We start from the raw sequence: 22,687 nt of genomic DNA, 5'->3' as shown, positions 1-22,687 counted from the left end.
CAATAATATAAAATGAACAAAACACTAAAAATTCTCATGAGCGGCGGCGGAACAGGTGGACACATCTTCCCCGCTATCGCCATTGCCGATGAAATCCAGAAAAGATTTCCGGAGGCAGAATTTTTGTTCATCGGTGCAGACGGTAAGATGGAGATGGAGAAAGTTCCGCAAGCCGGTTATAAAATTGTTGGATTGAACATCGCAGGCTTCGACCGTGGCAATCTGCTGAAAAATGTTGGCCTTCCGTTCAAAGTGGTGGCAAGTTTGGCAAAGGCACGGAGAATTATTAAAAACTTTAAACCTGATTTTGCCGTCGGCACAGGAGGTTTTGCCAGCGCGCCGGCTTTGTTCACCGCCACAACACTCGGCGTACCTGTTTTTGTACAGGAACAGAATTCACTGCCGGGGAAAACAAATATTTTCCTCTCGAAAAAAGCAAAAGCAGTATTTACCGCTTATCCGAATATGGAGCGGTTCTTTAAAGGCACCCAAACTTTTTTCCTGGGAAATCCGGTGCGGAAAAACATTATCACAGATCTGATCGGCTCCGCAACGGCAAAGGAAAAACTCGGTATTTCGCCGGAGAAACTCACTATTCTTTCTGTAGGTGGCTCTCAGGGTTCAAAAACGCTAAATGATGCCTGGAAGGAAAATATCAAGACCATTGCGGAAAAAGGTTTCCAGCTGATCTGGCAGACCGGAAAAACAGAATATAAGACACTAAGTGAAGAGTCTCACATCTCGGATCTTAAATCTCAGATCTTCCTAAAAGAGTTTATTTCAGATATGGCTCTCGCTTACTCCGCGGCAGATGTGATTTTGTCCCGCGCGGGTGCGATCGCGATCTCAGAACTGGCAATTGCTAAAAAACCTGTGCTGCTGGTTCCTTTCCCTTTTGCTGCCGAAGATCACCAAACAAGCAACGCACTGACATTAGTAGAAAAAAACGCAGCAAAAATGGTAAAAGACACCGAAATGAAAGAAAAATTTCTGCCCACTTTGCTCGGGATTTGTGATGATCAGAACCTGCGAAAAGAAATGTCTGAAAACCTGGAATATTTTGCAAAACCCCATGCCACCGAAGATATTGTAAATGAAATCATTAAAACTTTAAATTTATAGAAACTCCTGAAAGCAACAGCAGCAATAAAGTATAGGGCTTTGAAAAGATAAAAAACAATGCAACCCATCACCACATATCAAAACTTTTATTTCATCGGCGCCGGCGGCATCGGAATGAGTGCCTTGGCGCGCTATTTCCACGCCTCGGGAAACAAAGTTCTGGGTTACGATAAAACCGTGACCAAACTAACTTCGGCGCTGGTTTCAGAAGGAATTGATTTGACTTTTGAAGATGAGATCACCGATACCCTCAAATCTCTACGCAAAGAAAATACACTCGTCATCTATACGCCTGCCATAAAAAAACTGGACATTTTAAATTATTTTAAAGAGGAAGGCTTCCGGATTCTAAAGAGAGCCGAAGTGCTGGGCATGGTTACGCAAAATACAAACTGTATTGCCGTGGCAGGCACGCATGGCAAAACCACAACCTCTTCCCTCGTTGCACATCTCTGTAAGGAAGCAGATTTACCTTTCTCCTGTTTACTGGGAGGAATTGCTGAAAACTTCAAGTCGAATTTCCTTTTTAATGGAGATGAAATTTCAGTAGTTGAAGCCGATGAGTATGACCGCAGTTTTCTGCAACTTTCTCCGGACTGGGCAGTAGTTACTTCTATTGATGCCGATCACCTGGATATTTATGGTGATAAGGAAACCATTGAACAAGGTTTTCGGGAATTTGCCGCGCTGGTTCCAGATGACGGGCAGCTGTTTGTAAAAAAAGGCATCGACATCGGTCGCGGCTCCCAATCGTACGCGGTCAATGAGACGGCAGATTATTATTCCGACAACATACAGGAAATAGGCGACAAAACTTCCTTCAATTTTCATACACCGACGGAAACAATCTCAGATTTCACCTGGGAAATTCCCGGCATTCACAATGTAGAGAATGCCACGGCAGCGCTCGCTGTAGTTTCGAATTTAGGCGTTGATTTTCAAATGCTTAAACGTGGGATAGCGAGTTTCAAAGGTATTAAGAGAAGATACACCAAAAATACCTTCGGAAACGGAAAAATTTATATTGATGATTACGCGCATCATCCCACGGAACTCAATGCGGTTATTGGTTCCATCAAAACCTTCTACCCCGACAAAAAACTGCTGGTTGTTTTTCAGCCGCACCTCTACAGCCGGACCCACGATTTTGCGGATAATTTTGCGCAAAGTTTAGACGAAGCTGATGAACTGCTGCTTCTCGACATTTATCCTGCGCGCGAATTACAGGAAAACTTCGAAGGCATTACTTCCGACTGGCTGGCAGAAAAAATCACACTTCAAAAAAAGGAGGTTTCAACGTTGGAAGAAGCCTTTAATAAAATAAAAGAAAAAGATTTTGATGTTCTGCTTACCGTGGGCGCGGGAAACATCGACACACTGTACGACGGGCTCGTGGAGTGGTTAAATTAAAGAGACAGTAAACTTTTAGAAAAAATCATCAGGAAAAAAAATGAAAAACAAATTCAGAATATTAAAAATATTAATTACAGTGATCCTCTTTGGGTTTCTGCTGAGTTTTTCATTGAAAAGGTTCAACAATAAATCTTTGGAAAAAGTTTCCGTGAATCTCGCCCAAACTAAAAATGCCGTTTATTTTATTGACGAAAAAGAAGTCACCGCCATTGTAGACAAAATGAATCCAACGCGCAGGATCGGCGACCTCAACATTCCGGAACTTGAGAAAAAACTTAATAACCTTGCAGCTGTAGACAGTGCAAACGTGTATTTGAATTTAAACGGCAATCTGAATCTCGATATTAAACAGCGTGTCCCTGTTTTCAGACTTAATAAAGATGGTAAAGATTTTTATGTAGACGAAAAAGGTACTGAATTCCCCACTTCACCGCATTACTCTTATGCGTGTATGCTTGTAACCGGCGATGTTCCACAGGAAGATTACCGCAAACTTGCCGAACTCATCAGTAAGATCGACCACGATGAATTCAGCAAAAAATATTTTATTGGCATTTCTAAAGAAAAAGGCGGCTATACCCTGCTGACCAGCGAAGGAAACTATAAAGTTGAGATTGGCGATCTGGACCGCATTCACCTTAAAGTGAAAGGCTTTAAAACTTTTGTGGAAAAATATCTGATCTATCAACAGCCTGAAAAATACAGCAAGATTTCGGTGAAATATGATAATCAAATCGTGACTACGCTGAATCCAAACTTTGCAGAGAACGACAGCATTTTAAATGTAGGCCGTAAAGAACTTGCAAAACTTCCGGTTCTTGCTGAGCGAAAAGCCGAAGCTGCTAAAAAAATAAAATCAGATGCAGTGCCTTCAGTTAAGAAAACTCCCGAAAAACCTAAAACAGTTACAAAACAAAAACCTGCGGAACCTAAAACTGCAGTAAAGAAGCAGGCGACAAAAGAACTGCCGAAAACTGCCGCTACACCGAAGAAGACTGCAGAAAAACCTAAGGGAAAGGTGCGCATAGAATAAAGAAACAGTAAGTAAGACACGGGTTGAAACCCGTTTAAAAATATAAAATCAAATCGACATACAAATGGAAAATCACGAGTATTCAGTAGGCCTCGACATCGGAACCACAAAGATTGTGACGATTGTCGGTAGAAGAAACGAACACGGTAAAATTGAAATCCTCGGCGTTGGAAAAGCAAAAAGTCTGGGCGTTCACAAGGGTATTGTGAACAATATTTCCCAGACCATTCAGTCCATCAAGGCCGCAGTAGCAGAAGCCCAGTCCAGTTCCGGCGTTGCCATTAACAAAGTTACGGTTGGCATCGCAGGCAAACATATCCGTTCGCTGCAGCATTCAGACTATATCATGCGCGAAAACCCGGATAAATATATCACCGAAGATGATATCGAAAAACTAAAAGAGCAGGTAAAAAAACTGGTGATGCTCCCCGGCGAAGAAATCATTCACGTTTTACCTCAGGATTATAAAGTGGATTCCGAAGGCGAAATCCAGGAGCCGATCGGCATGCACGGCAAACGCCTGGAAGCAAATTTCCATGTTGTGGTCGGACAAATGGGCAGCATACGAAATATTGCACGTTGCGTGCGCGAAGCCGGACTGGAAATGGAAGCCTTGACTCTGGAACCCCTGGCCTCGTCCGAATCTGTATTAACCAAAGAAGAAAAAGAAGCCGGTGTTGCAATCGTTGATATCGGCGGCGGAACTACCGATATTGCTATTTTTAAAGACAACATCATTCGCCATACCTGCGTCATTCCTTATGGTGGCGGAATCATCACCGATGATATTAAGGAAGGTTGCTCGATCATTGAAAAACATGCGGAACAGCTGAAGGTAAAATTCGGTTCTGCAGTTCCTGAGCTTGAAAAAGACAGCACTTTCGTCACGATTCCGGGGCTTCACGGCCGTCCTGATAAAGAAATTTCCTTAAAAACCTTAGCGCAGGTCGTGAATGCGCGGGTGGAAGAAATTCTGGAAATGGTAAATACCGAGCTTAAAGCATACGGCGCCTTCGAACAGAAAAAGAAGCTCATCGCAGGAATCGTTTTAACCGGTGGTGGCTCAAACCTCCGTCATCTGCGTCAACTGGCCAATTATACTACAGGTTTCGACAGCCGCATCGGTTTTGCCAATGAATATGTCGCAAACGACAAAAGCCAACAGTTAAAAGGTCCCGAATATGCCACTTCGATTGGACTTTTAATGGAAAGTTTAAAAATCCGCGACAAGAAAAACGGCATCGAACCTGTAGAAGAAGTCAGCGAAAAAGCTGAACCCGTAGAAAAGCAAACTGTCGAAGCGCCGGAACATCCCGAATTCCGTACAGAGGAGCAGGAAGTTCTGCACACTGCCGAAAGACGCCGTCACAAACTGACCATCGGACAGAAAATCATGGAAAGTGTAAAAAAATTCTTCGAAGAAGTAGAATAAATATAAATGATGAGTGATGCTTGATAAATGGCTTTATCAACTATCAGACTAAAAATTTCAATATCAATTATTAAACATAAAAATTATGGAAAATATGAACACACAGGGATTCTCATTTGACTTGCCAAAGGGAAATTCCTCAATTATAAAAGTGATCGGTGTAGGAGGCGGTGGTAACAATGCCTTGAAACACATGTACGAACGTGGCATTCACGGTGTAGATTTCGTGATCTGCAATACAGATGCGCAAACGCTGGACAACAATCCTGTTTCCAACAAAGTTCAGTTGGGCATGTCGATGACTGAAGGTCTAGGCGCTGGGGCGGATCCTGAAGTGGGCGAAAAAGCGGCCATCGAAAGCATCGAGGAAATTAAAGCTGCGATGGGACAGAACACCAAAATGGTCTTCATCACCGCAGGAATGGGTGGCGGAACCGGAACGGGTGCAGCGCCTGTTATTGCCAAAGTTGCCAAAGATATGGGAATCCTTACCGTGGGAATCGTCACCGTACCTTTTAGTTTTGAAGGCAAACGCAGACTTGAGCAGGCGGACCTTGGTCTTGATAAATTAAGAAATAATGTAGATTCTCTGATCGTCATTAATAACGATAAGCTTCGTCAGCAGTTTGGTAATTTAGGTTTCAAATCCGGTTTCTCCAAAGCGGATGAAGTGTTGACCAACGCTGCAAAAGGAATGGCAGAGGTGATTACAGGTTATTTTGATGTAAATATAGACTTCCGTGATGCGAAATCTGTACTTGCAAATTCCGGTACGGCATTAATGTCGAACGGTGTGGCGTCTGGCGAAAACAAAGCCGAAGAAGCAGTGAAAAAAGCCCTGGATTCTCCACTTTTAAATGACAATAAAATTACAGGTGCTAAAAACGTTTTACTCCTGATCCGAAGCGGTTCTGAAGAAGTTACCATGGACGAAATCGGTGTGATCATGGATCATATTCAAAAAGAAGCCGGCAACACCGCTGATATTATTTTTGGTGTGGGCACCGACGAGGAACTGGGTGATGCAGTAAGTGTACTCGTGATCGCCACAGGTTTTGCAAAAGACCATCAGAAACATTCGGGTACGACCGAAAAAATTAAGTTCACATTAGCAGACAGTGTCGATCCTGCGGAAACCAAAACTTCACCTTTCAGAAGCAAGACAGATAAAGAAGATTTCACCAGAGATAATTTCGCACGCCGGAGTCTTTTTATTTTAGATGATGAAGAAGATCTGAATACACCTGAGTTCAAAGTAAAATCTCCTGAGAAAAAAATGCGTCAGGAAAGAGAAATGCCGTCAAGAATAACGCATTTCGATCTGGATGAAGCTGAAGAACCGGATCAAACTTTTAAAATCATTGATGAGGAGCAGGAGCTGGATCTCTTCTCTTTTCAGGATGATCCTTCCGATTACCTGGAAGCAGAATCCTTGAAATTTGAGGTGGAAGACAGAGCTGTTGAAAAACCAAAACCTTCAACACCAAACTTTGAAGAGGAAAAGCCGATCGAGTTCAGTTTTTTCGTAAACGAACCGATTGATGAACCTGCAGTTGAAACACCGCAACCAAAGGCAATAATCAAACCGGAACCGGTTCAGCAACCCGAAACAAAGGTGGAAGATAAAGCAGCAGAAAAAGTTATTCAAATGCCGAAAGTGGAAGTTGAAGATGATTTTACATTCATCACCAAGCCCACTTCAACTGATAAAATTATGGAGCGCAGAAATAAACTGAAAGAGTTTAATTCCCGCTACCAGGTTTTCGATTCGGAAAGTGATTTCGACACGGTCCCCGCCTTCCGCCGAAAGAATATTTCCATCGACGGAACTAAAGCTTCTGATCAGGTGATCAGCAGTTATCTTGCAGAAAGCGACGGTAAAATGCAGGTGCGCGAAAACCGTTTTCTTAATAAGGACGTGGATTAAATCATTGTAACAATCTGGACAATAGCAGTGTAGCAATGTGGAAATTTATCAATGTAACAATTTTAAATTTTTTTTACATTACTGATAAACCTAACCATATTTAAACAGGTATCGCTACATTATTACACTGTTACACTGTTACATTGTTTCATTATTAAAATAAAAATTATGAGTTTAGAAAATACCATCAGCGAGGCGATCAAAGATGCCATGCGCGCCAAAGACAAAGTCGCTCTGGATGCTTTACGCGCGGTAAAATCGCAGATTCTTTTGCTTAAAACGGAGGCCAAAGGCGCAGACATTTCTGCAGAGCAGGAAATTGCCATTCTGCAGCGTATGGTGAAACAGCGGAAAGATTCTTACGATCAGTTTATCGCGCAGAACAGAACTGATCTTGCTGAAGTAGAAAGCGCGCAGACTGCGGTAATCGAAAAATATCTGCCGCAGCAGCTTTCCGAAGAAGAGCTTGAAAAAGAAATGAAGCAGATCATAAATGAAACTGGTGCAGAAAGTGCCAAAGACCTTGGGAAAGTAATGGGTACGGCCAGTAAAAAACTTGCCGGCAAAAGCGATGGCAAAAGCATTTCGGCCATGGCAAAGAAATTACTCTCCTAAAAAATGAGCGGTCATTGAGCAACTTCAATCGATCCTTCATGTATTATTCCTGATATTCAACTTTTGCATATCGATTTGATTGAAACCCGGAGCCTTTGTTGTTCCGGGTTTTTTCTGCCAAAAAGTCCTTTTGATACCTTTGGAATGATATTGATCATTAATCTAAAAGATTTTAGTCATTTAAAATTTTTAAATTTGCACTTCGAAATCAAAACAAACCCTAAATAATATAGATATGTATCCAGAAGAATTAGTACTGCCAATGAAAGCAGAACTTACCGATAAAGGTTTCCAGGACTTAACCACGCCCGAGGAAGTGAATGAAGCACTTAAGAAAGAAGGAACTACCCTGCTGATGATTAATTCAGTTTGTGGTTGTGCCGCTGGTGCTGCCAGACCGGGAGTGATTTTTTCACTAACAGGCGAAAAGAAACCTGACCAGATTACCACTGTTTTTGCAGGTTATGACGTAGATGCAGTAGCAGAAGCCAGAAAACATCTTGCACCTTTCCCGCCAACTTCACCGTGCGTAGCACTGTTCAAAGATGGTGAGCTTGTACACATGCTCGAAAGACACCACATCGAAGGAAATCCTGCGGGTGCTATCGCTGCAAATTTACAGGCCGCTTACGATCAGTACTGCTAAAACTAAAACCTTAGTTAAAAATTGATTCCGCTCCATCTGGGCGGAATTTTTTGTGCCAAAATAACTCACAAGCTTTTTGCGCAAAAAATATTATATTTGTAAATATGGCAACGAAAGCTCTTTTCAATACGGTGGTCAACTGGTTTATACGCCAGCGCATCGATCAGATTCAGAACTTTATGAATCATCCGGCGGAAACGCAGAACGGTGTCCTTTTTTCTCAACTTTACCATGCCGAAAATACAGATTACGGCAAGATCAATGGTTTCAGTTCCATATCGTCATACGAGGATTTTCAGAGAAATGTGCCCATTGTAACTTACGAGGATTTCGAACCTTTTATCGAGAAAGCCCGTCAGGGAAATCCCGACGTCATCTGGCCGGGATATATCCGGAAATTCGCAAAATCCTCCGGCACAACCAATGCGAAAAGTAAATTTATACCGATCTCCGAAGAAAGTCTGGAAGACTGCCATTTTAAAGCCGGCAAAGACCTGCTGTCAATTTACGCCAACAATCATCCCGAAAACTGTCTGTTTTTAAATAAAAACCTGCGGCTTGGCGGAAGTTCCGAACTGTACGAAAATTACAACACCAAGTTTGGAGACCTCTCTGCAATTATGATCGAAAACCTGCCTTTTTGGGTGGAGATCACCACCACGCCCAGTAAAAAAATCTCGCTCATGTCTGAGTGGGAAAGTAAACTCGCTGCGATCGTGTCCGAAGTGCGAAATGAAGATGTAGGAAGTATGACAGGCGTGCCGAGCTGGATGATGGTTTTGCTTCAAAGAGTTCTGGCCGACACAGGCAAAGGTACGATAGCAGAATTGTGGCCGAATCTGGAGGTTTTCTTTCACGGAGGAATCAGCTTTAAACCGTACAGAGATCAGTACCGCAAAATGCTGGGCAAAGACATTAACTATTACGAAATTTATAACGCCTCCGAAGGTTTTTTCGGTATTCAGGATCAGCACGGCAGCGACGAGATGCTTTTGATGCTGGACTACGGAATCTTTTACGAGTTCGTTCCGATGGACTCATTTGATCCAAAAAACCTGCGTGCAGTGCCGCTGGAGAAAGTAGAGATCGGAAAAAATTACGCCATGGTCATCACTACAAACAGCGGACTCTGGCGTTACCTCATCGGCGATACGGTGCGGTTTACTTCTCTGAAACCTTTCAGGATCAAGATTTCCGGCCGCACCAAACATTATATCAATGCTTTCGGCGAGGAACTGATGATCGACAATGTGGAAACTGCCCTGGCCAAAGCCTGTGAGATTACAAATTCTACAGTCTCAGATTTTACGGGCGCACCTGTTTTTATGAAAGACGGCGAGAGCGGGGCCCACGAATGGATCTTTGAATTTGTAACAGCACCGCAAAATCTGGCGCATTTCACAGAAATATTCGATGGTCACCTGAAATCGATCAATTCCGATTACGAGGCGAAACGGTACAATAATATCACGCTGAAACAACCGGTTGTTCACATGGCCAAACCCCAGCTCTTTTACCGCTGGATGTCGGGACGGGGAAAATTGGGTGGTCAGAATAAAGTGCCGCGGCTGAGCAATGACCGGGAATATATAGAACCCTTACTGGAGATGAACAAATAGAGCGCCTATTTTTTGCGGATCTCTTCGGTTTTCTTTTCCACTTTTACAGCGCCTCTGTCTGCGGCGTCTTTCACATTTTCGCCCACTTTCTTTAACTGATGACCGGCTTTATCGGCAGCAGAATCAATTTTTTCGGCGGCCACATTCAGCTTTTCTTTGGCTTTGTCTACAGTTGACTGTACGGTCGCAGAATCGAGTGCAGTAGTTTTTGTGGTTTCTACAGTTGTTCTCGTCACAGTTCCGTCGGGATTTTCGGAGGTTTCAGTTTTTGTCTCAGACTGGCTGCAGGCCATTAAAGAGAAAAAAGCAGCACAGCTTACGATAACATGTTTTTTCATAATAAAATGTATTTTCCTTTCAAAAATAAAAAATTTTAGGGCTTGCCGACAGGATTTACCGCAGTAACTTCTTCTGCTGGTTTCGTTTTATCAATATTAATTTTTAAGGCCTCTGCTTTTTTCTTTTCCTCGCCGGGCTTTTTTGCAGCTTTATCTTTTTCCGCAGTTTCGGCTTTTAACTGCTTTTCAGCTTCAGATTTCTTTCGGCTCTGCTGTAGCGAATCCTGGTATTTTAAAGATGAGATTCGTATCTGTCTCGCAATATTTACAGTTGTTGCACCTGCGGAAAAAGAATCTACCGCCGTGGTATCATATGGTGCTGAGGAACTGCTGAGCTCAGCAATTACCGGTGCCGGCACAGGTTTCTTGCCGCAGGAAAATAAAAAAAGGAAACTTAAAACAATGGTTATATTCTTCATTTCTATTTAATGTTAAATTCTGCTAATACCGGAAAATGATCCGACAAATGTACGCTTCTGTCTACTTTATAACTCACGGCTTTTATTTCGGGGGATGTAAATATATAATCGATCCTCAGCGGGAATTTATAATCATGGAAACTCGTGCCACTGCCTTTCCCTGCTTTCATAAAAGCATCCGTAAGTCCTTTGCCCAAGGTATAATACTCGTAAGAATTGGGCACTGCATTAAAATCACCGGCGAGGATCACAGGATACGGAGAACTTTCTACCGCCCGCCGGATCTCCGCAATTTCCTGCTGGTGAATTTTAAAAACAGGCAGTAAACGGTGAAGCACATATTTGATCTTTGTCTGGTTTTTTTCGAGATCTTCAGCAGGTTTTACTTTTTGCTTTTCAAAGGAGAACGGATTTAAATAAAGATTGATCACGCGAATGATCTTGCCATTAAATTTAACATCCGCAAAAAAGGAGTTGCCGTTGCCGGTCATGGTGATCTTGCCCTGATTTATAATTTCGGTTTTGGAATTTAAGGCTACAATAGGATAATCTGTAGTTTTATAAGAATAGCCCGGAATTTGAAATTCACTGCCGCATTCCTGTCCAAAGATGATGTCTGCCTGCGTATTTGCCAGATATTCATTGATGGCTTCACGACCCATTGAACCACCTTTGATGTTCATCGTCACGATTTTCAGATTGGGCTTTTCCGCGCTTTCTTCGGTGAAGTTGATCCACCTTTTTATCGGATTATAAAAAAGAATGGAGCATAACAGGAAAAAAACTGCTTTTTTTTGGCGAAGTACAATCCAAACGAAACACAGCAGGAAATGCAGAATTACCAAAACGGGAAAAAGCAGTGACAGCAGATTCACCCATACCAAAGTCTGCGGTGCGATATACGCGTTCAGATAAGTTCCTGCCAGTAAGGCCAGGATCACAAGATGACCTAAAGTAAGAATACCACGGAAAATGTTCACAGCAAGGTTTTAATTGATTCGGTAGCGGTTATCCTTCCAGTATTTGGCGAGCACAAATCCCACAATTGCACCACCGATATGGGCAAAATGTGCAATACCGCCCATGCTTCCACTGAAACCAAGATAAAGCGATATGACGATGATCCCGGGTAAAAGATATTTGGCTTTAATGGGGAACGGAATGAACATGAAGATCATCTTGGCATCAGGAAAAAGCGTAGAGAATGCGGCCACCACACCGAATATTGCACCGGAAGCTCCCATCATCGGTATATTGTTAATGGTTTCTTCGCTGATACCAAGCTGCACGATCTCAAAATAATTCCAGCCACAGTTCAGAAAGTAGGCGCCGATACCGCTTGCAAAATACAGGATCAGATATTTCCTGTCGCCCAAAAACTGCTCCAGCACAGGCCCAAAACTCAGCAGTGTAAGCATGTTAAAGAGAATATGCGTTAACCCGATGCCCGGACCCTGCATAGGTGCGTGCATAAACATGTGTGTGATGATCTGCCACGGTTCGAAATAAGGTGAAGCGATATAAAAAACTGAGAACAGTTCATAAAGTTTCGGGAACATATAGAAATTCGAAACCAGGTACATCAGCACATTGAGTATGAGTATGGTTTTGGTAACAGGCGTTAATCGGGGGAACATAGTTTAAAATTTATTTTTTAATTCGTCGAGCGGGACCTCTATAAAACATCTTTTTCCGCTCGGCAAAAAGTCGGGAAAGCCAAGTTCGGTAAAATCCTTGATCACCTGCTCAGCCTCGGATTTATAAAGGAAATCGAAACGGGATTTGCTGTGCAGTTTCAGCCACTGCTGATCATAAAATGCCAGAAAATCTTCCTCATTGGTATACTCCAGGATTTCGAAAAGCTGCTCCATAAATTTCATGACCTGCGTTTCCTTTAAACCTTCGGGTACGGCATCTATACGCAGAACATTATCATTCGCAATGATCATATCGAAGCCGAGCTCAGGCAAATATTTCTTAATGGAACGGAATTTATGTTTCTCGATCTCATTCATATGATATTCCAGCGAGAAAAGCAGCGTTTGTTTTTCCTGGCTGCGTTTGCGGCCGCCATTCCGCTGACTGACCACCAACCGGTGCATTCTGCCAAGATCCAGCATCAGCGTTTTGCCGTTTTTATTAAAGAGCCAGTAACCGTTGGGTAAACGCATGATATCTTCATCGAAGTCTTCATCTTCAAAAAGATTAATTTTCGAGGGTTCTGCCGGGATGCTCTGCTGGTAAATATCGGTCATGGCAATCTTCTCGCCCGCGGAAACCTTCTCTTCCAGAAAAGGATTGTAATTGCGGTCGACAGTAATTTCAGGCGTTCTATACGCACCACCGAAATTGGGTTTATGCACAAAGGCATCGATTGCGGTATCGCGCTCAAAATCCAGACTTGGCGCCACATTATATATCCCAAGGGATTTTTTAATGGTGGACCGTATCAGCGCAAATATCAGATTCTCATCTTCAAACTTTACTTCGGTTTTTTGGGGATGAATGTTTACATCTACTTTCTCGGGATCCAGTTCCAGGAAAAGAAAAAATGTGGCAATGTAACCAGGGAGCAGCAATCCTTCGAAAGCATCCTGAACAGCTTTGTTAAAATAAGCGCTGCGAAAGAACCGGCCATTCACAAAAAGGAACTGCTCGCCCCGGACTTTTTTCGCACCTTCGGGTTTGGCTACGAAACCATTGAGCTTCACCCAGCCCAGATCTTCTTTTATGGGAACCAAAAGCGGCTGCAGCTTGCGCCCAAAAATATCCACGATCCGTTGCAGTGTGCTTGCTTTCCGTAAACGGAAAATAATATCATCGTTATGAAAAAGCTCAAAATCTATATTCTCATGAGCCAGGGCAACGCGCTGAAAATCATCAATAATATGCCGGAATTCTACATTGTTATTTTTAAGAAATTTCCGGCGGGCAGGCACATTATAAAAAAGGTTTTTGACCAGAAAATTACTGCCTTCTGCGGTTTGTATGGGTTCCTGAAACTGGAAACCGCCACCTTCAATATAGATATTGGTGCCTGTTTTGGCGTCTTTGGTTTTGGTTTTCAGTTCTACCTGCGCAACTGCTGCGATGGAAGCCAGCGCTTCGCCCCGAAAGCCTTTGGTGGCAATACGGAAAATATCTTCGGTGGAATTGATTTTGGAGGTGGCATGCCTTTCAAAAGCGAGCCGTGCATCGGTATCGCTCATACCGCTGCCATTATCAACAACCTGGATTAAGTTTTTACCGGCCTCACGGATGATGAGTTCAATTTTTGTGGCATGCGCGTCGATCGCGTTTTCCATGAGTTCTTTCACTATCGAAGCAGGCCTTTGCACCACTTCGCCCGCGGCGATCTGGTTAGCAACATGATCGGGTAAAAGTTTGATGATGTCTGACATAAAGTAATAATCTCGGCAAAATTAAGTATTCCGATGGGCTTTTCAGGAATTTTTTCGGGAAATGCTTTTTCTTATCTGTATTTGAGTCCGTCGATTTTTCCGGTGAATTTATGCACTGCTTTTTCAGCCAGGCTGCGTTCATCGGCCAGATGTTTGAGCTGAAATTTCTGTTTTTTTCTGAGAACCATAAAATGATAATCTTCGGCTTCCCAAATACCGTACTTCTCGAAAAAGACCAGTTCCAGACCGTGATCTTCCCAGTGTTTCATCAGTGGGAAAAGTTCAACTTCCTGATCGATCACCTGCAAGCTTTCCGGGTGATGGGCTCGGGCATAAGCGATATATTGTGGATTGGGAATGTTGATGGCAATACGCGTTTTATCACCAGCGATCCCGGCTAAATTCGCAAATAATGCAGCATGATGTTCCAGGGGAATATGCTCAATTACATCCATCAAAGTAATAAAATCAAAGCTGGGGTGTTTGGGCTTATACACCACCACATCAGCTACATCAAAATGAATGTTTTTTTTCGCCTGAAGTTCGCTTTTTGCCACAGCAACGCTTTTTCCGCTAAGATCTACGGCTTCAATGAATCCTTTTGAAATTTTTTTACTTAAAAGTCTGGTGAATATTCCCACGCCACAGCCAAGTTCCAAAACGCTGGATTCTTCCTTCAGCCCCAAAGCCAGCAGTCTTTTATACAGTGAAATTAGGCGTTCATTGGCACCGATTTTCAATTGGCGCTGCACAAATTCGTCATAAAATCCGGAAATTTCCTCTTGTTTCATCAGGTAAAATTACTGTTTTTAAATTCACAAAAAACTTCCCGAACAACTCAGGAAGTTTTTTATCTATGGATGGAATTCTTATTTTTTCAATGTTTTGAAACCCATTTCGTAAAGGGCAAAACTGAGGATATCAGCATTCTCACCGATAACCTGGTCTGTGCTTCGGCCTGCGCCGTGACCGGCATTGGTTTCAATCCTTACCAGAACCGGATTGCTGCAGGCCTGTTTTTCCTGGAGCTCGGCACCAAATTTAAACGAGTGCGCGGGAACAACCCGGTCGTCGTGATCGCTTGTAATGATCATCGTCGATGGATAGCACACGCCATTTCTCACATTGTGCACCGGTGAATAAGATTTCAGATAGTCAAACATTTCTTTGCTGTCTTCGGCAGTTCCGTAATCGTAACTCCAACCTGCGCCGGCCGTAAATTTATTATACCGCAGCATATCTAAAACACCTACTCCCGGGAAAGCGACTTTGGCAAGATCGGGCCGCATGGTCATGGTAGCACCTACAAGAAGTCCACCGTTGGATCTGCCCGAAAGCGCCATATATTCACTGGAGGTATAACCGTTTTTCTGCAAATATTCGCCGGCCGCGATAAAGTCTTCGAAAACATTTTTCTTTTGCATCTTGGTTCCGGCGTCGTGCCATTTTTTGCCGTATTCACCGCCACCGCGGATATTTGGCACGGCATAGATTCCGCCATTTTCCATCCAGATTGCATTAACGGTAGAAAATGAAGGTTGCAGGCTGATATTGAAACCGCCATACGAGTAAAGTATGGTCGGATTTTTCCCGTCGAGTTTCAGGCCCTTCTTATAATTGATCATCATCGGGATGCGCGTTCCGTCTTTCGAAGTGTAGAAAACCTGTTCCGACACGTAATTTTCGGGATTGAATTTTACTTTTGGTTTCTGATAAATTTCTGATTTCCCCGTATCAGCATTGAACTTATAAATTGTGCCGGGCGTAATATAATTGGTGAAGGAATAGTAAAGATCGTTTTCTTTTTCTTTTCCGCTGAAGCCGCCTGCTGTGCCAATTCCCGGAAGATCAATATTGCGGATAAGCTTACCGGCGTAATCCATCTGTTTTACATTGGTTACCGCATCCTGCATGTATTTTGCAAAAATATAACCGCCGCCGGTAGACACATTCAGTACATTTTCAGTTTCAGGGATTACATCGGTCCAGACCTGCGGCTCATTAATATTAAATTTGATAAGTCGCATATTCGGCGCATCTTTATCTGTTAAAGCATAAATAATATCGCCTTTGGAATCTACAAAACTGGTATTGTAATCATAACCCTTCTGAACCGAAATAAAATCGGTTGCATTTTTAAGGTCTTTTATATAAAGTTCATTTCCGTTTGTGGCTTCGGAAGCACTGAGGATCTGATAGCGCTCATCATCGGAAACGCCCATTCCCATATATCTTCTTTTAAAATTATCGCCGCCGATCACCAGTTTATCTTCAGCCTGTTTGGTTCCCAGTTTATGGAAATACACTTTATGGGTGTCTGTTTTTGCAGAAAGTTCACTGCCCTTCGGTTTGTCGTAACTGGAATAGAAAAATCCCTGATCACCAAGCCAGGATGGACCCGAAAACTTCACATCGATAATGGTTTCATCGATTTTTTCCTTTGTTAAAGCATTCAGGATAATAATTTTATTCCAGTCGCTGCCGCCTTCCGAAATGGAGTATGCTACAAGATTTCCTTTTTTATTGAATGACACTCCCGCCAGAGATGTGGTGCCTTTTTCTGAAAACTTATTGGGATCCAAAAAGACTTCGGTCTTCCCCGATTTATCGGTCCGGTAAAGAACAGCCTGTGCCTGCAGGCCATCATTTTTATAAAAGTAAGTGTAACCTCCTTCTTTAAACGGAGCACCGATTTTTTCATAATTCCAGATATCTTTCAGTTGTGTGCGGATCTCTTCCCGGAAAGGGATTTTGGCCAGATAATCACTGGTAAATGAAACTTCGCGCTGCACCCAGTCTTTGGTATCTTCTGCACGGTCATCTTCCAGCCAACGGTAGGGATCATTAACTTTGGTCCCAAAATATTCCTCAGAGAAATCTGTTTTCTTTGTTTCAGGGTATTTCAACGCGTTTGTCATTTTCTGAGTCATGCACGACGCCAGCAAAAAGCCCGCAGCACCGACTGCCATAGTTTTAATGTTCATAAAATAGCATTTGCTCAAAAATAGGATTTTTTAAGTGAAATAAAAAGTGGAAAACATTTCAAAAGCCTTTAACCCAAAAATCAAACGCAGAAAAGTATTTGTATTTTAAGAGTTCCGCGAAAAGTATTTCGCTAACTTTAACAAACTTTACAAAACCGGTCACAGCAAAAGGAATGTTTTTTGCACACGATCTCAGAACAATTTTTAAAATATGAAAAAGGAGACAGGCATTATAATAGCGGGGAGTTTGGGCATTCTGGTCGGGCTCGGCATTTTCGGTATACAGAAATATCTTAGAAAGAAAAGACGCGATTACCACGATTACTACGCAGATTTTCACCGGCACTTTGAGAAAAGATATAAAGAAGATGGCAATCACGATGTAGAATTTTTGGCCATGCAGTAACATTTCACACAAAAAAACCACCATCCTGTTTTCAATGAATTCAGGATTTTTTCGTAAATTATCTTCTGTATTAAATACGGGCAACATGTCGGACGACAATTTTAAAAAAGGTCAGGGCGCACAGCGAAATGAGATCAACCGTTTCGACAGGTACACTTTTGAACCTGATGAAGATAATTTTCAGGCTCAAAAAACACAGTTCACTGAAGTCTTCCCGAAAACGATCGTTAATTCAGTAAAAAGTCCGGACCTGGCCATGGATTATTCACTAAATCCTTATCAGGGTTGTGAACACGGCTGCTCCTATTGTTTCGCGCGGCCAACGCATGAATTCTGGGGATTTTCCGCAGGAACCGATTTCGAAAGAAAAATCATGGTGAAGAAAAATGCACCGGAACTGCTGGAGAAGTTTTTTCAGAAAAAAAATTACATACCGAAAACACTCACACTTTCCGGAAACACCGATTGCTACCAACCCGCCGAAAGACAGTTTGAAATTACGCGGCAAATTCTGCAGCTCTGCCTGGCTTACCGCCATCCGGTTTCCATTTTAACCAAAAACGCACTCGTGCTTCGGGATCTGGATATTCTGCAGGAACTTGCAGCACAGAATCTGGTATCAGTCTCGTTCAGCATACCGACCATCAGCGAAGAGATTCGCCGAAAAATGGAACCCAGAACGTCTACCACAAAAAATAAACTGAAAGCCATAGAGATTTTCACGGAACATAAAATTCCCACAGGCGTTATGGTGGCGCCGGTAATTCCAGGATTAACTAGCGATGAGAGTCTGAATATTTTAAAAACAGTTTCGGAAGCCGGCGCGTTAAAAGCCAGTTATGCATTGGTGCGGCTAAACGACACTGTAGAACCGGTTTTTGTAAACTGGCTCATGGCCTCCTTCCCCGACAGGGCGCAGAAAGTTCTGAACCTCATCCGCTCCATGCGCGGCGGGAATCTTGGCGACAAGCGCATGTACGAGCGCTACAAAGGTGAAGGAAATATCGCAGAAATGATCCATAACACTTTCGCACTGGGAAAAAGAAAGTATTTTGCCGGGCGCGAAGCTCCAAAACTCTCCACCGAAAATTTTACCGGCACACGCACACAGCAACTTCGGCTTTTCTGATTAAAATTTTTTTTTAAGGATTTCCGGCTTTAATAAAACTCCTCATTCAAACTAATACAGAAAGTTTTTAGTTATTTTTATCGAAATTTTATAAAATGGTTTTAAGCAGAATCTGGAGCGCCTTTATTATAGTGGCGATTTTGGTGGCAAGTATAAAATATATTTTCTCCGATAATTACAAGGCGATCTACAACGATATGGTTGTAGGTAAAAGCGGCGACACAGTACAGATTGCAACCAAATCCACAGCCGAACTTTCACCGCTGATTATGGACAGCCTTGTGGGTAAACCCGATTTTGCCGCCAACCGGATCCATTATAAAACTGATTCTGCACAGGCAAATATCGCTGTATACCGCGTTCAGGAAAGCGATGGCGTTATCGGCACCTCAGAAACTGCCGTAAAAATCAGCCTTGGACTGATCGGCATTATGACACTGTTTATGGGGTTTATGAGCATTGCTGAAAAAGCCGGCGGCATTGGGCTGCTTTCGCGCATGATCCAGCCATTTTTTTCCAAACTGTTTCCCGAGATCCCAAAGAACCATCCTTCATTCGGGCATATGCTGCTGAACTTTTCAGCCAACTTACTGGGTCTTGACAATGCAGCCACACCCTTTGGCTTAAAAGCAATGGAAAGTTTGCAGACCTTGAATCCGGACAAAGAAAGGGCGAGCAATTCACAGATCATGTTTCTGTGCCTGCATGCAGGTGGACTTACTTTGATTCCTGTGTCTATTATTGCCATCCGCGCGTCCATGGGCTCTCACACGCCAACTGATATTTTCCTGCCGTGTATGATCGCTACGTTTTCGGCAACTCTTGCCGCTATGATCGTAGTGTCACTTTATCAGAAAATTAACCTGCTCCAGCCGACTGTAATTGCATATGTGGGTGGAATCTCTGCCATCATTGCGCTGTTGGTGGTTTATTTGGTAAGCCTTTCCAAAGGAGAGCTCGATAGTTTCAGTAAACTGCTGAGCAACGGAATTATTTTGTTTATTTTCTTTGCGATCGTGCTTGGCGGCGTTTACAAGAAGATAAATGTTTTCGATGCGTTTATTGACGGTGCGAAAGAAGGCTTCTGGACCTGCGTAAAAATCATTCCTTATCTCGTGGGAATGCTGATCGCAATTTCTTTATTAAGAACTTCAGGCGTTTTCGATGTTTTGATCGATGGAATGAAATGGGTTGCGCAGGTCGCTGGTTTTGATACAAGATTCGTCGATGGATTACCAACGGCTTTAATCAAACCACTTTCAGGTTCCGGAGCCCGGGGAATGATGGTTGACACGATGCAGACTTTTGGTGCCGACAGTTTCCAGGGAAGACTGGCAGCCGTTTTACAGGGAAGTTCCGATACCACTTTTTATGTAATCGCTGTATATTTCGGGGCAGTCGGCATTAAAAATACAAGATATACAGTGACAGCGATGCTTTTGGCTGATTTGGTTGGAGTGATAACTTCTGTAATTTTGGCTTATATTTTCTTTGCTTAAACGGTTGCAAGATTCAGGATGCAAGGTACAGGGAACGGTGTTATTATATTTAAAACTTTATATATGAGTTACAATAAACTTGACATTTACAACCTCTCTTTTGAGTTGTTTATCGAAACCCATCGACTCTCTTTTAGACTGCCAAAATATGAGTTATATGAACTTGGAAGTCAGTTAAGACGTTCATCTGATTCCGTCAATTCTAATATTGTCGAAGGTTATGGCAGGCGATCGTATAAAGCCGATTACCTCAGATTTCTTGTTTTTTCGCATAGCAGTTGTGATGAAACAACCAATCATTTATTAGAGATTACTCGTCTATATCCTGATATTACAGAATTTAATGAGATACTTGAAAAATATAAACTCTTAGGAGGGAAACTCCATAATTATACAGAATACGTCAAAAATAATTGGCGCTCATAACCTTGAACCTTGCAACTTGAACCTTGCACCAAAATAAATAACATGATACACGACAAAGATTACATCATCAGAATTGTAAAGCAGTTTTCGGAATTCCTTTCAAAGATGATCATTGGAGGCAACAGCGGCGATCCGGCAGAGTTACAGCGGATTTTTGATACCAATATGAATGATACCTTAAAAATGGACTTCGAAAGTCTGGCCTCGACACCGACAGATGAGATCATCGGGATGATCAGCGCAAAGGACAAAAGTCACCATATTCCCTATTTCGAATTGTTGGGAAACCTGTTTTACTTTAAGAACAAAGAAAACCCGACTCCCGATTTTGCTGACAAAGCGGTAACTTTTTATGAACATTATCTGCGGACGAGCGGAGTTTTCTCCATGCCGATAGTCAGTCGCATCGGTGAACTGAAAAAGGCGTAGACCGAATGGAAGAAATACATTTACTGCTTTCAGAAAAAAAGAAAATTATACAGAAGTTACAGAAAAAACTGTCGGTTTTGGGATGGCTCCGTGTGGCTTTGTTTCTTGCACTTGTTTATTTCTTGCTGCAATTTTTCATTTTTGAAAGCGGCTTGAGAATTCACCTGTATTTTGGGATGGTGGGCGTCGCATTATTTCTCGTTCTGGGCTACTTCCTTTTACATGTAAAGCAAGATCTGGAGTTTTATAAAAATTATCTTCATATCGGCCAGGAAATCATCAATAAAACAGAATTCGAAACAGGTTTAGATTTTGAGGAGGAAACCGATCAGCATCCTTTTGCAAAAGACCTGGATATTCTGGGTAAAAACTCCCTTTTCAGCTACATTAATTATAGTCAAACAGTTTTAGGCAGAAATAAACTGAAATATTTTCTGCTGCATCCGAGTGTTGACAAAGCCCAGATTCTCAGCAGGCAAACATCCATCACTGAACTCTCGCATAAAACTGACTGGCTACTGAATTTCCTGACCATAGCTAAGTCAATGAATATCAGCGGAAAAATCAAACATCCGACGCCGAAGGACGCGGTTTTTGAAAATGCATTTGTAGCGAAAACTGCGGTAGTCGTGATCCCGCTTTTAACGGTTGCAGTTTTAATTTCCCTGGCGTTTTTTTCTGTTCCCGCCTTATACCTTACTTTAATTTTCGCCGGAATTTTTGCTTTCTCCAGGTTATTATTAATGGTTTACGCCAAAAATATTGAGTCGATATCCCAAACTTTAGCTTTTGATTCCGGGCAGTACGAGCAGTTTCTGACGGTGTTTTCCCATATTGAGAAAGAGGAATTCCGGGAAGAGCTGAATCTTATTCTGCAGAAAAAACTGGTTGCAGGCACGAGCAGATCTTCACGAAAAGAAATCGAAAAACTGGCGCGCCTGCTGCGGAATTATGAGAGCGGCCACAGCAATATTGGCCTCATTTTAAATAATTTCTTCCTCTGGAAACTGAACTTTGCCATTAAAATAGAAAATCAGATCAAAAACATTGAGCAGGATCTGCCCCACTGGTTTGAAGCTTTTGCGGAATTTGAAGCTTTGGTTTCACTGGGCATCTTCCGGTATAAAAATCCGGAATACCAGTTCCCGGTAATTTCTGAATCAGGCGAAAAGCTGCAAGCAGAAAACCTGATTCATCCACTTTTATTTGAAACCGAAGTAGTTTCAAATGATTTTGAGATCTCACAAAGCACAGAGATTTCAATCATCACCGGCGCTAATATGACGGGCAAATCCACGTTTCTGCGAACGGTCGGCATAAATCTGGTCCTCGCCATGTGCGGCTGTCCCGTGGCTGCAGGGAAATTTGTATTTATACCGATGCATTTATTTACCTCGATGCGTACCAGCGATTCCTTATCCGACGGAACATCTTATTTCAATGCCGAGATCGTCCGCCTACGGAATTTAATAGAAAACCTGGATAATGGGAAACCGCAGTTCATCATTTTAGACGAAATATTAAAAGGGACCAATTCCAAAGACAAACTCACAGGATCTGAACTATTTCTGGAAAAATTACTGAAAAGCCAAACGCTTTTTTCCTGCCTGATCGCCACCCACGATTTGGAACTCACAAAAATTGAAAAAAAATTTCAGTCAAAAATCAAAAACTACTGTTTCGAACTCGAAAATATAAACGGTGAACTTCAGACCGATTACAAACTTCAGCACGGTGTTACCAAAAGTATGAACGCTATCTACCTGATGAGGAAATTTGGCATTATTGATTCCTGATTGAAGTGCCAATTCCCACAATCTGTAACAAATCGCCGGAATTTTCGTCTTAT

At 42.5% G+C, this 22,687-nt stretch carries 21 protein-coding genes; 14 read left to right on the top strand and 7 right to left on the bottom strand.

Annotated elements, in window-relative coordinates:
- The first annotated feature begins 12 nt into the window (after positions 1-12).
- The 8 genes from murG (at position 13) to H562_RS0107240 (ending at position 9,807) form a co-directional block, all read left to right on the top strand.
- On the top strand, positions 13-1,122 hold the full coding sequence (murG, locus tag H562_RS0107275; RefSeq protein WP_027376898.1) for an undecaprenyldiphospho-muramoylpentapeptide beta-N-acetylglucosaminyltransferase: 1,110 nt from the start codon (positions 13-15) through the stop codon (positions 1,120-1,122).
- 57 nt (positions 1,123-1,179) lie between these two features.
- Positions 1,180-2,532, top strand: coding sequence for a UDP-N-acetylmuramate--L-alanine ligase (murC, locus tag H562_RS0107270; protein ID WP_027376897.1), 1,353 nt, complete (start codon positions 1,180-1,182; stop codon positions 2,530-2,532).
- A 40-nt stretch (positions 2,533-2,572) separates the two neighbouring features.
- A complete protein-coding gene (locus H562_RS0107265; RefSeq protein WP_027376896.1) occupies positions 2,573-3,568 on the top strand; it encodes a cell division protein FtsQ/DivIB in 996 nt (331 codons plus the stop codon).
- A gap of 64 nt (positions 3,569-3,632) precedes the next feature.
- The gene (gene ftsA / locus H562_RS0107260; protein WP_027376895.1) at positions 3,633-5,000 is read left to right on the top strand and encodes a cell division protein FtsA; all 1,368 of its coding nucleotides are present in this window, start codon (positions 3,633-3,635) and stop codon (positions 4,998-5,000) included.
- 85 nt (positions 5,001-5,085) lie between these two features.
- Positions 5,086-6,927 carry a cell division protein FtsZ gene (ftsZ, locus tag H562_RS0107255; protein ID WP_027376894.1) on the top strand — a complete coding sequence of 614 codons (1,842 nt, stop codon included), beginning with the start codon at positions 5,086-5,088 and terminating at the stop codon, positions 6,925-6,927.
- A 168-nt stretch (positions 6,928-7,095) separates the two neighbouring features.
- Positions 7,096-7,542, top strand: coding sequence for a GatB/YqeY domain-containing protein (locus H562_RS0107250; protein WP_027376893.1), 447 nt, complete (start codon positions 7,096-7,098; stop codon positions 7,540-7,542).
- A 235-nt stretch (positions 7,543-7,777) separates the two neighbouring features.
- Entirely contained in the window at positions 7,778-8,188 is a 411-nt protein-coding gene (locus H562_RS0107245) for a BrxA/BrxB family bacilliredoxin (RefSeq protein WP_027376892.1), read from the top strand.
- Between the two features lie 104 nt (positions 8,189-8,292).
- Positions 8,293-9,807, top strand: a complete 1,515-nt coding sequence (locus H562_RS0107240; RefSeq protein WP_027376891.1) for a GH3 auxin-responsive promoter family protein — start codon at positions 8,293-8,295, stop codon at positions 9,805-9,807.
- A 5-nt stretch (positions 9,808-9,812) separates the two neighbouring features.
- Here the strand turns inward: H562_RS0107240 and H562_RS0107235 are convergent, their stop codons facing one another.
- The 7 genes from H562_RS0107235 to H562_RS0107205 all read right to left on the bottom strand — a co-directional run bounded on the left by H562_RS0107235 (position 9,813) and on the right by H562_RS0107205 (position 16,949).
- Positions 9,813-10,145, bottom strand: coding sequence for a hypothetical protein (locus tag H562_RS0107235; protein WP_027376890.1), 333 nt, complete (start codon positions 10,143-10,145; stop codon positions 9,813-9,815).
- Positions 10,146-10,180: 35 nt separating this feature from the next.
- A complete protein-coding gene (locus H562_RS0107230; RefSeq protein WP_027376889.1) occupies positions 10,181-10,564 on the bottom strand; it encodes a hypothetical protein in 384 nt (127 codons plus the stop codon).
- Between the two features lie 2 nt (positions 10,565-10,566).
- Positions 10,567-11,544 carry an endonuclease/exonuclease/phosphatase family protein gene (locus tag H562_RS0107225; protein ID WP_027376888.1) on the bottom strand — a complete coding sequence of 326 codons (978 nt, stop codon included), beginning with the start codon at positions 11,542-11,544 and terminating at the stop codon, positions 10,567-10,569.
- 9 nt (positions 11,545-11,553) lie between these two features.
- The gene (locus H562_RS0107220; RefSeq protein WP_027376887.1) at positions 11,554-12,201 is read right to left on the bottom strand and encodes a rhomboid family intramembrane serine protease; all 648 of its coding nucleotides are present in this window, start codon (positions 12,199-12,201) and stop codon (positions 11,554-11,556) included.
- A gap of 3 nt (positions 12,202-12,204) precedes the next feature.
- Positions 12,205-13,965, bottom strand: coding sequence for a DNA mismatch repair endonuclease MutL (gene mutL, locus H562_RS0107215; protein WP_027376886.1), 1,761 nt, complete (start codon positions 13,963-13,965; stop codon positions 12,205-12,207).
- 71 nt (positions 13,966-14,036) lie between these two features.
- Entirely contained in the window at positions 14,037-14,756 is a 720-nt protein-coding gene (locus H562_RS0107210; protein ID WP_027376885.1) for a class I SAM-dependent methyltransferase, read from the bottom strand.
- 78 nt (positions 14,757-14,834) lie between these two features.
- The gene (locus H562_RS0107205) at positions 14,835-16,949 is read right to left on the bottom strand and encodes a prolyl oligopeptidase family serine peptidase (RefSeq protein ID WP_027376884.1); all 2,115 of its coding nucleotides are present in this window, start codon (positions 16,947-16,949) and stop codon (positions 14,835-14,837) included.
- 211 nt (positions 16,950-17,160) lie between these two features.
- Here H562_RS0107205 and H562_RS15550 point away from each other — a divergent pair, with 211 nt between their 5' ends.
- The 6 genes from H562_RS15550 (at position 17,161) to H562_RS0107175 (ending at position 22,634) form a co-directional block, all read left to right on the top strand.
- Positions 17,161-17,355: a hypothetical protein gene (locus H562_RS15550; RefSeq protein ID WP_084466344.1), complete on the top strand. Its 195-nt coding sequence runs from the start codon at positions 17,161-17,163 to the stop codon at positions 17,353-17,355.
- Between the two features lie 85 nt (positions 17,356-17,440).
- Positions 17,441-18,484 carry a PA0069 family radical SAM protein gene (locus H562_RS0107195; RefSeq protein WP_027376882.1) on the top strand — a complete coding sequence of 348 codons (1,044 nt, stop codon included), beginning with the start codon at positions 17,441-17,443 and terminating at the stop codon, positions 18,482-18,484.
- A gap of 95 nt (positions 18,485-18,579) precedes the next feature.
- The gene (locus tag H562_RS0107190; RefSeq protein WP_027376881.1) at positions 18,580-19,983 is read left to right on the top strand and encodes a nucleoside recognition domain-containing protein; all 1,404 of its coding nucleotides are present in this window, start codon (positions 18,580-18,582) and stop codon (positions 19,981-19,983) included.
- Between the two features lie 63 nt (positions 19,984-20,046).
- On the top strand, positions 20,047-20,409 hold the full coding sequence (locus H562_RS0107185) for a four helix bundle protein (protein WP_027376880.1): 363 nt from the start codon (positions 20,047-20,049) through the stop codon (positions 20,407-20,409).
- 42 nt (positions 20,410-20,451) lie between these two features.
- Positions 20,452-20,838 (top strand): hypothetical protein, encoded by a 387-nt coding sequence (locus H562_RS0107180; RefSeq protein ID WP_027376879.1) that lies wholly within the window; start codon positions 20,452-20,454, stop codon positions 20,836-20,838.
- Between the two features lie 5 nt (positions 20,839-20,843).
- Positions 20,844-22,634, top strand: a complete 1,791-nt coding sequence (locus H562_RS0107175) for a MutS-related protein (protein WP_027376878.1) — start codon at positions 20,844-20,846, stop codon at positions 22,632-22,634.
- Positions 22,635-22,687: the final 53 nt, after the last annotated feature.

This window comes from Kaistella palustris DSM 21579, from assembly GCF_000422265.1.
GTDB lineage: Bacteria > Bacteroidota > Bacteroidia > Flavobacteriales > Weeksellaceae > Kaistella > Kaistella palustris.
The sequence above is the reverse complement of the archived record's forward strand: the minus strand, read 5'-3'. Positions and strand labels throughout refer to the sequence as shown.

Bases quoted from the DNA above. Each gene is read 5' to 3' on its own strand.
- H562_RS0107230 (WP_027376889.1), bottom strand. From the start codon at position 10,564: ATGAAGAATATAACCATTGTTTTAAGTTTCCTTTTTTTATTTTCCTGC.
- H562_RS0107220 (WP_027376887.1), bottom strand. From the start codon at position 12,201: ATGTTCCCCCGATTAACGCCTGTTACCAAAACCATACTCATACTCAAT.
- H562_RS0107190 (WP_027376881.1), top strand. From the start codon at position 18,580: ATGGTTTTAAGCAGAATCTGGAGCGCCTTTATTATAGTGGCGATTTTG.
- murC (WP_027376897.1), top strand. From the start codon at position 1,180: ATGCAACCCATCACCACATATCAAAACTTTTATTTCATCGGCGCCGGC.
- H562_RS0107175 (WP_027376878.1), top strand. From the start codon at position 20,844: ATGGAAGAAATACATTTACTGCTTTCAGAAAAAAAGAAAATTATACAG.
- ftsA (WP_027376895.1), top strand. From the start codon at position 3,633: ATGGAAAATCACGAGTATTCAGTAGGCCTCGACATCGGAACCACAAAG.
- H562_RS0107195 (WP_027376882.1), top strand. From the start codon at position 17,441: ATGTCGGACGACAATTTTAAAAAAGGTCAGGGCGCACAGCGAAATGAG.
- H562_RS0107250 (WP_027376893.1), top strand. From the start codon at position 7,096: ATGAGTTTAGAAAATACCATCAGCGAGGCGATCAAAGATGCCATGCGC.
- murG (WP_027376898.1), top strand. From the start codon at position 13: ATGAACAAAACACTAAAAATTCTCATGAGCGGCGGCGGAACAGGTGGA.
- mutL (WP_027376886.1), bottom strand. From the start codon at position 13,965: ATGTCAGACATCATCAAACTTTTACCCGATCATGTTGCTAACCAGATC.
- H562_RS0107245 (WP_027376892.1), top strand. From the start codon at position 7,778: ATGTATCCAGAAGAATTAGTACTGCCAATGAAAGCAGAACTTACCGAT.
- H562_RS15550 (WP_084466344.1), top strand. From the start codon at position 17,161: ATGAAAAAGGAGACAGGCATTATAATAGCGGGGAGTTTGGGCATTCTG.
- H562_RS0107180 (WP_027376879.1), top strand. From the start codon at position 20,452: ATGATACACGACAAAGATTACATCATCAGAATTGTAAAGCAGTTTTCG.
- H562_RS0107210 (WP_027376885.1), bottom strand. From the start codon at position 14,756: ATGAAACAAGAGGAAATTTCCGGATTTTATGACGAATTTGTGCAGCGC.
- ftsZ (WP_027376894.1), top strand. From the start codon at position 5,086: ATGGAAAATATGAACACACAGGGATTCTCATTTGACTTGCCAAAGGGA.
- H562_RS0107185 (WP_027376880.1), top strand. From the start codon at position 20,047: ATGAGTTACAATAAACTTGACATTTACAACCTCTCTTTTGAGTTGTTT.
- H562_RS0107205 (WP_027376884.1), bottom strand. From the start codon at position 16,949: ATGAACATTAAAACTATGGCAGTCGGTGCTGCGGGCTTTTTGCTGGCG.
- H562_RS0107265 (WP_027376896.1), top strand. From the start codon at position 2,573: ATGAAAAACAAATTCAGAATATTAAAAATATTAATTACAGTGATCCTC.
- H562_RS0107235 (WP_027376890.1), bottom strand. From the start codon at position 10,145: ATGAAAAAACATGTTATCGTAAGCTGTGCTGCTTTTTTCTCTTTAATG.
- H562_RS0107240 (WP_027376891.1), top strand. From the start codon at position 8,293: ATGGCAACGAAAGCTCTTTTCAATACGGTGGTCAACTGGTTTATACGC.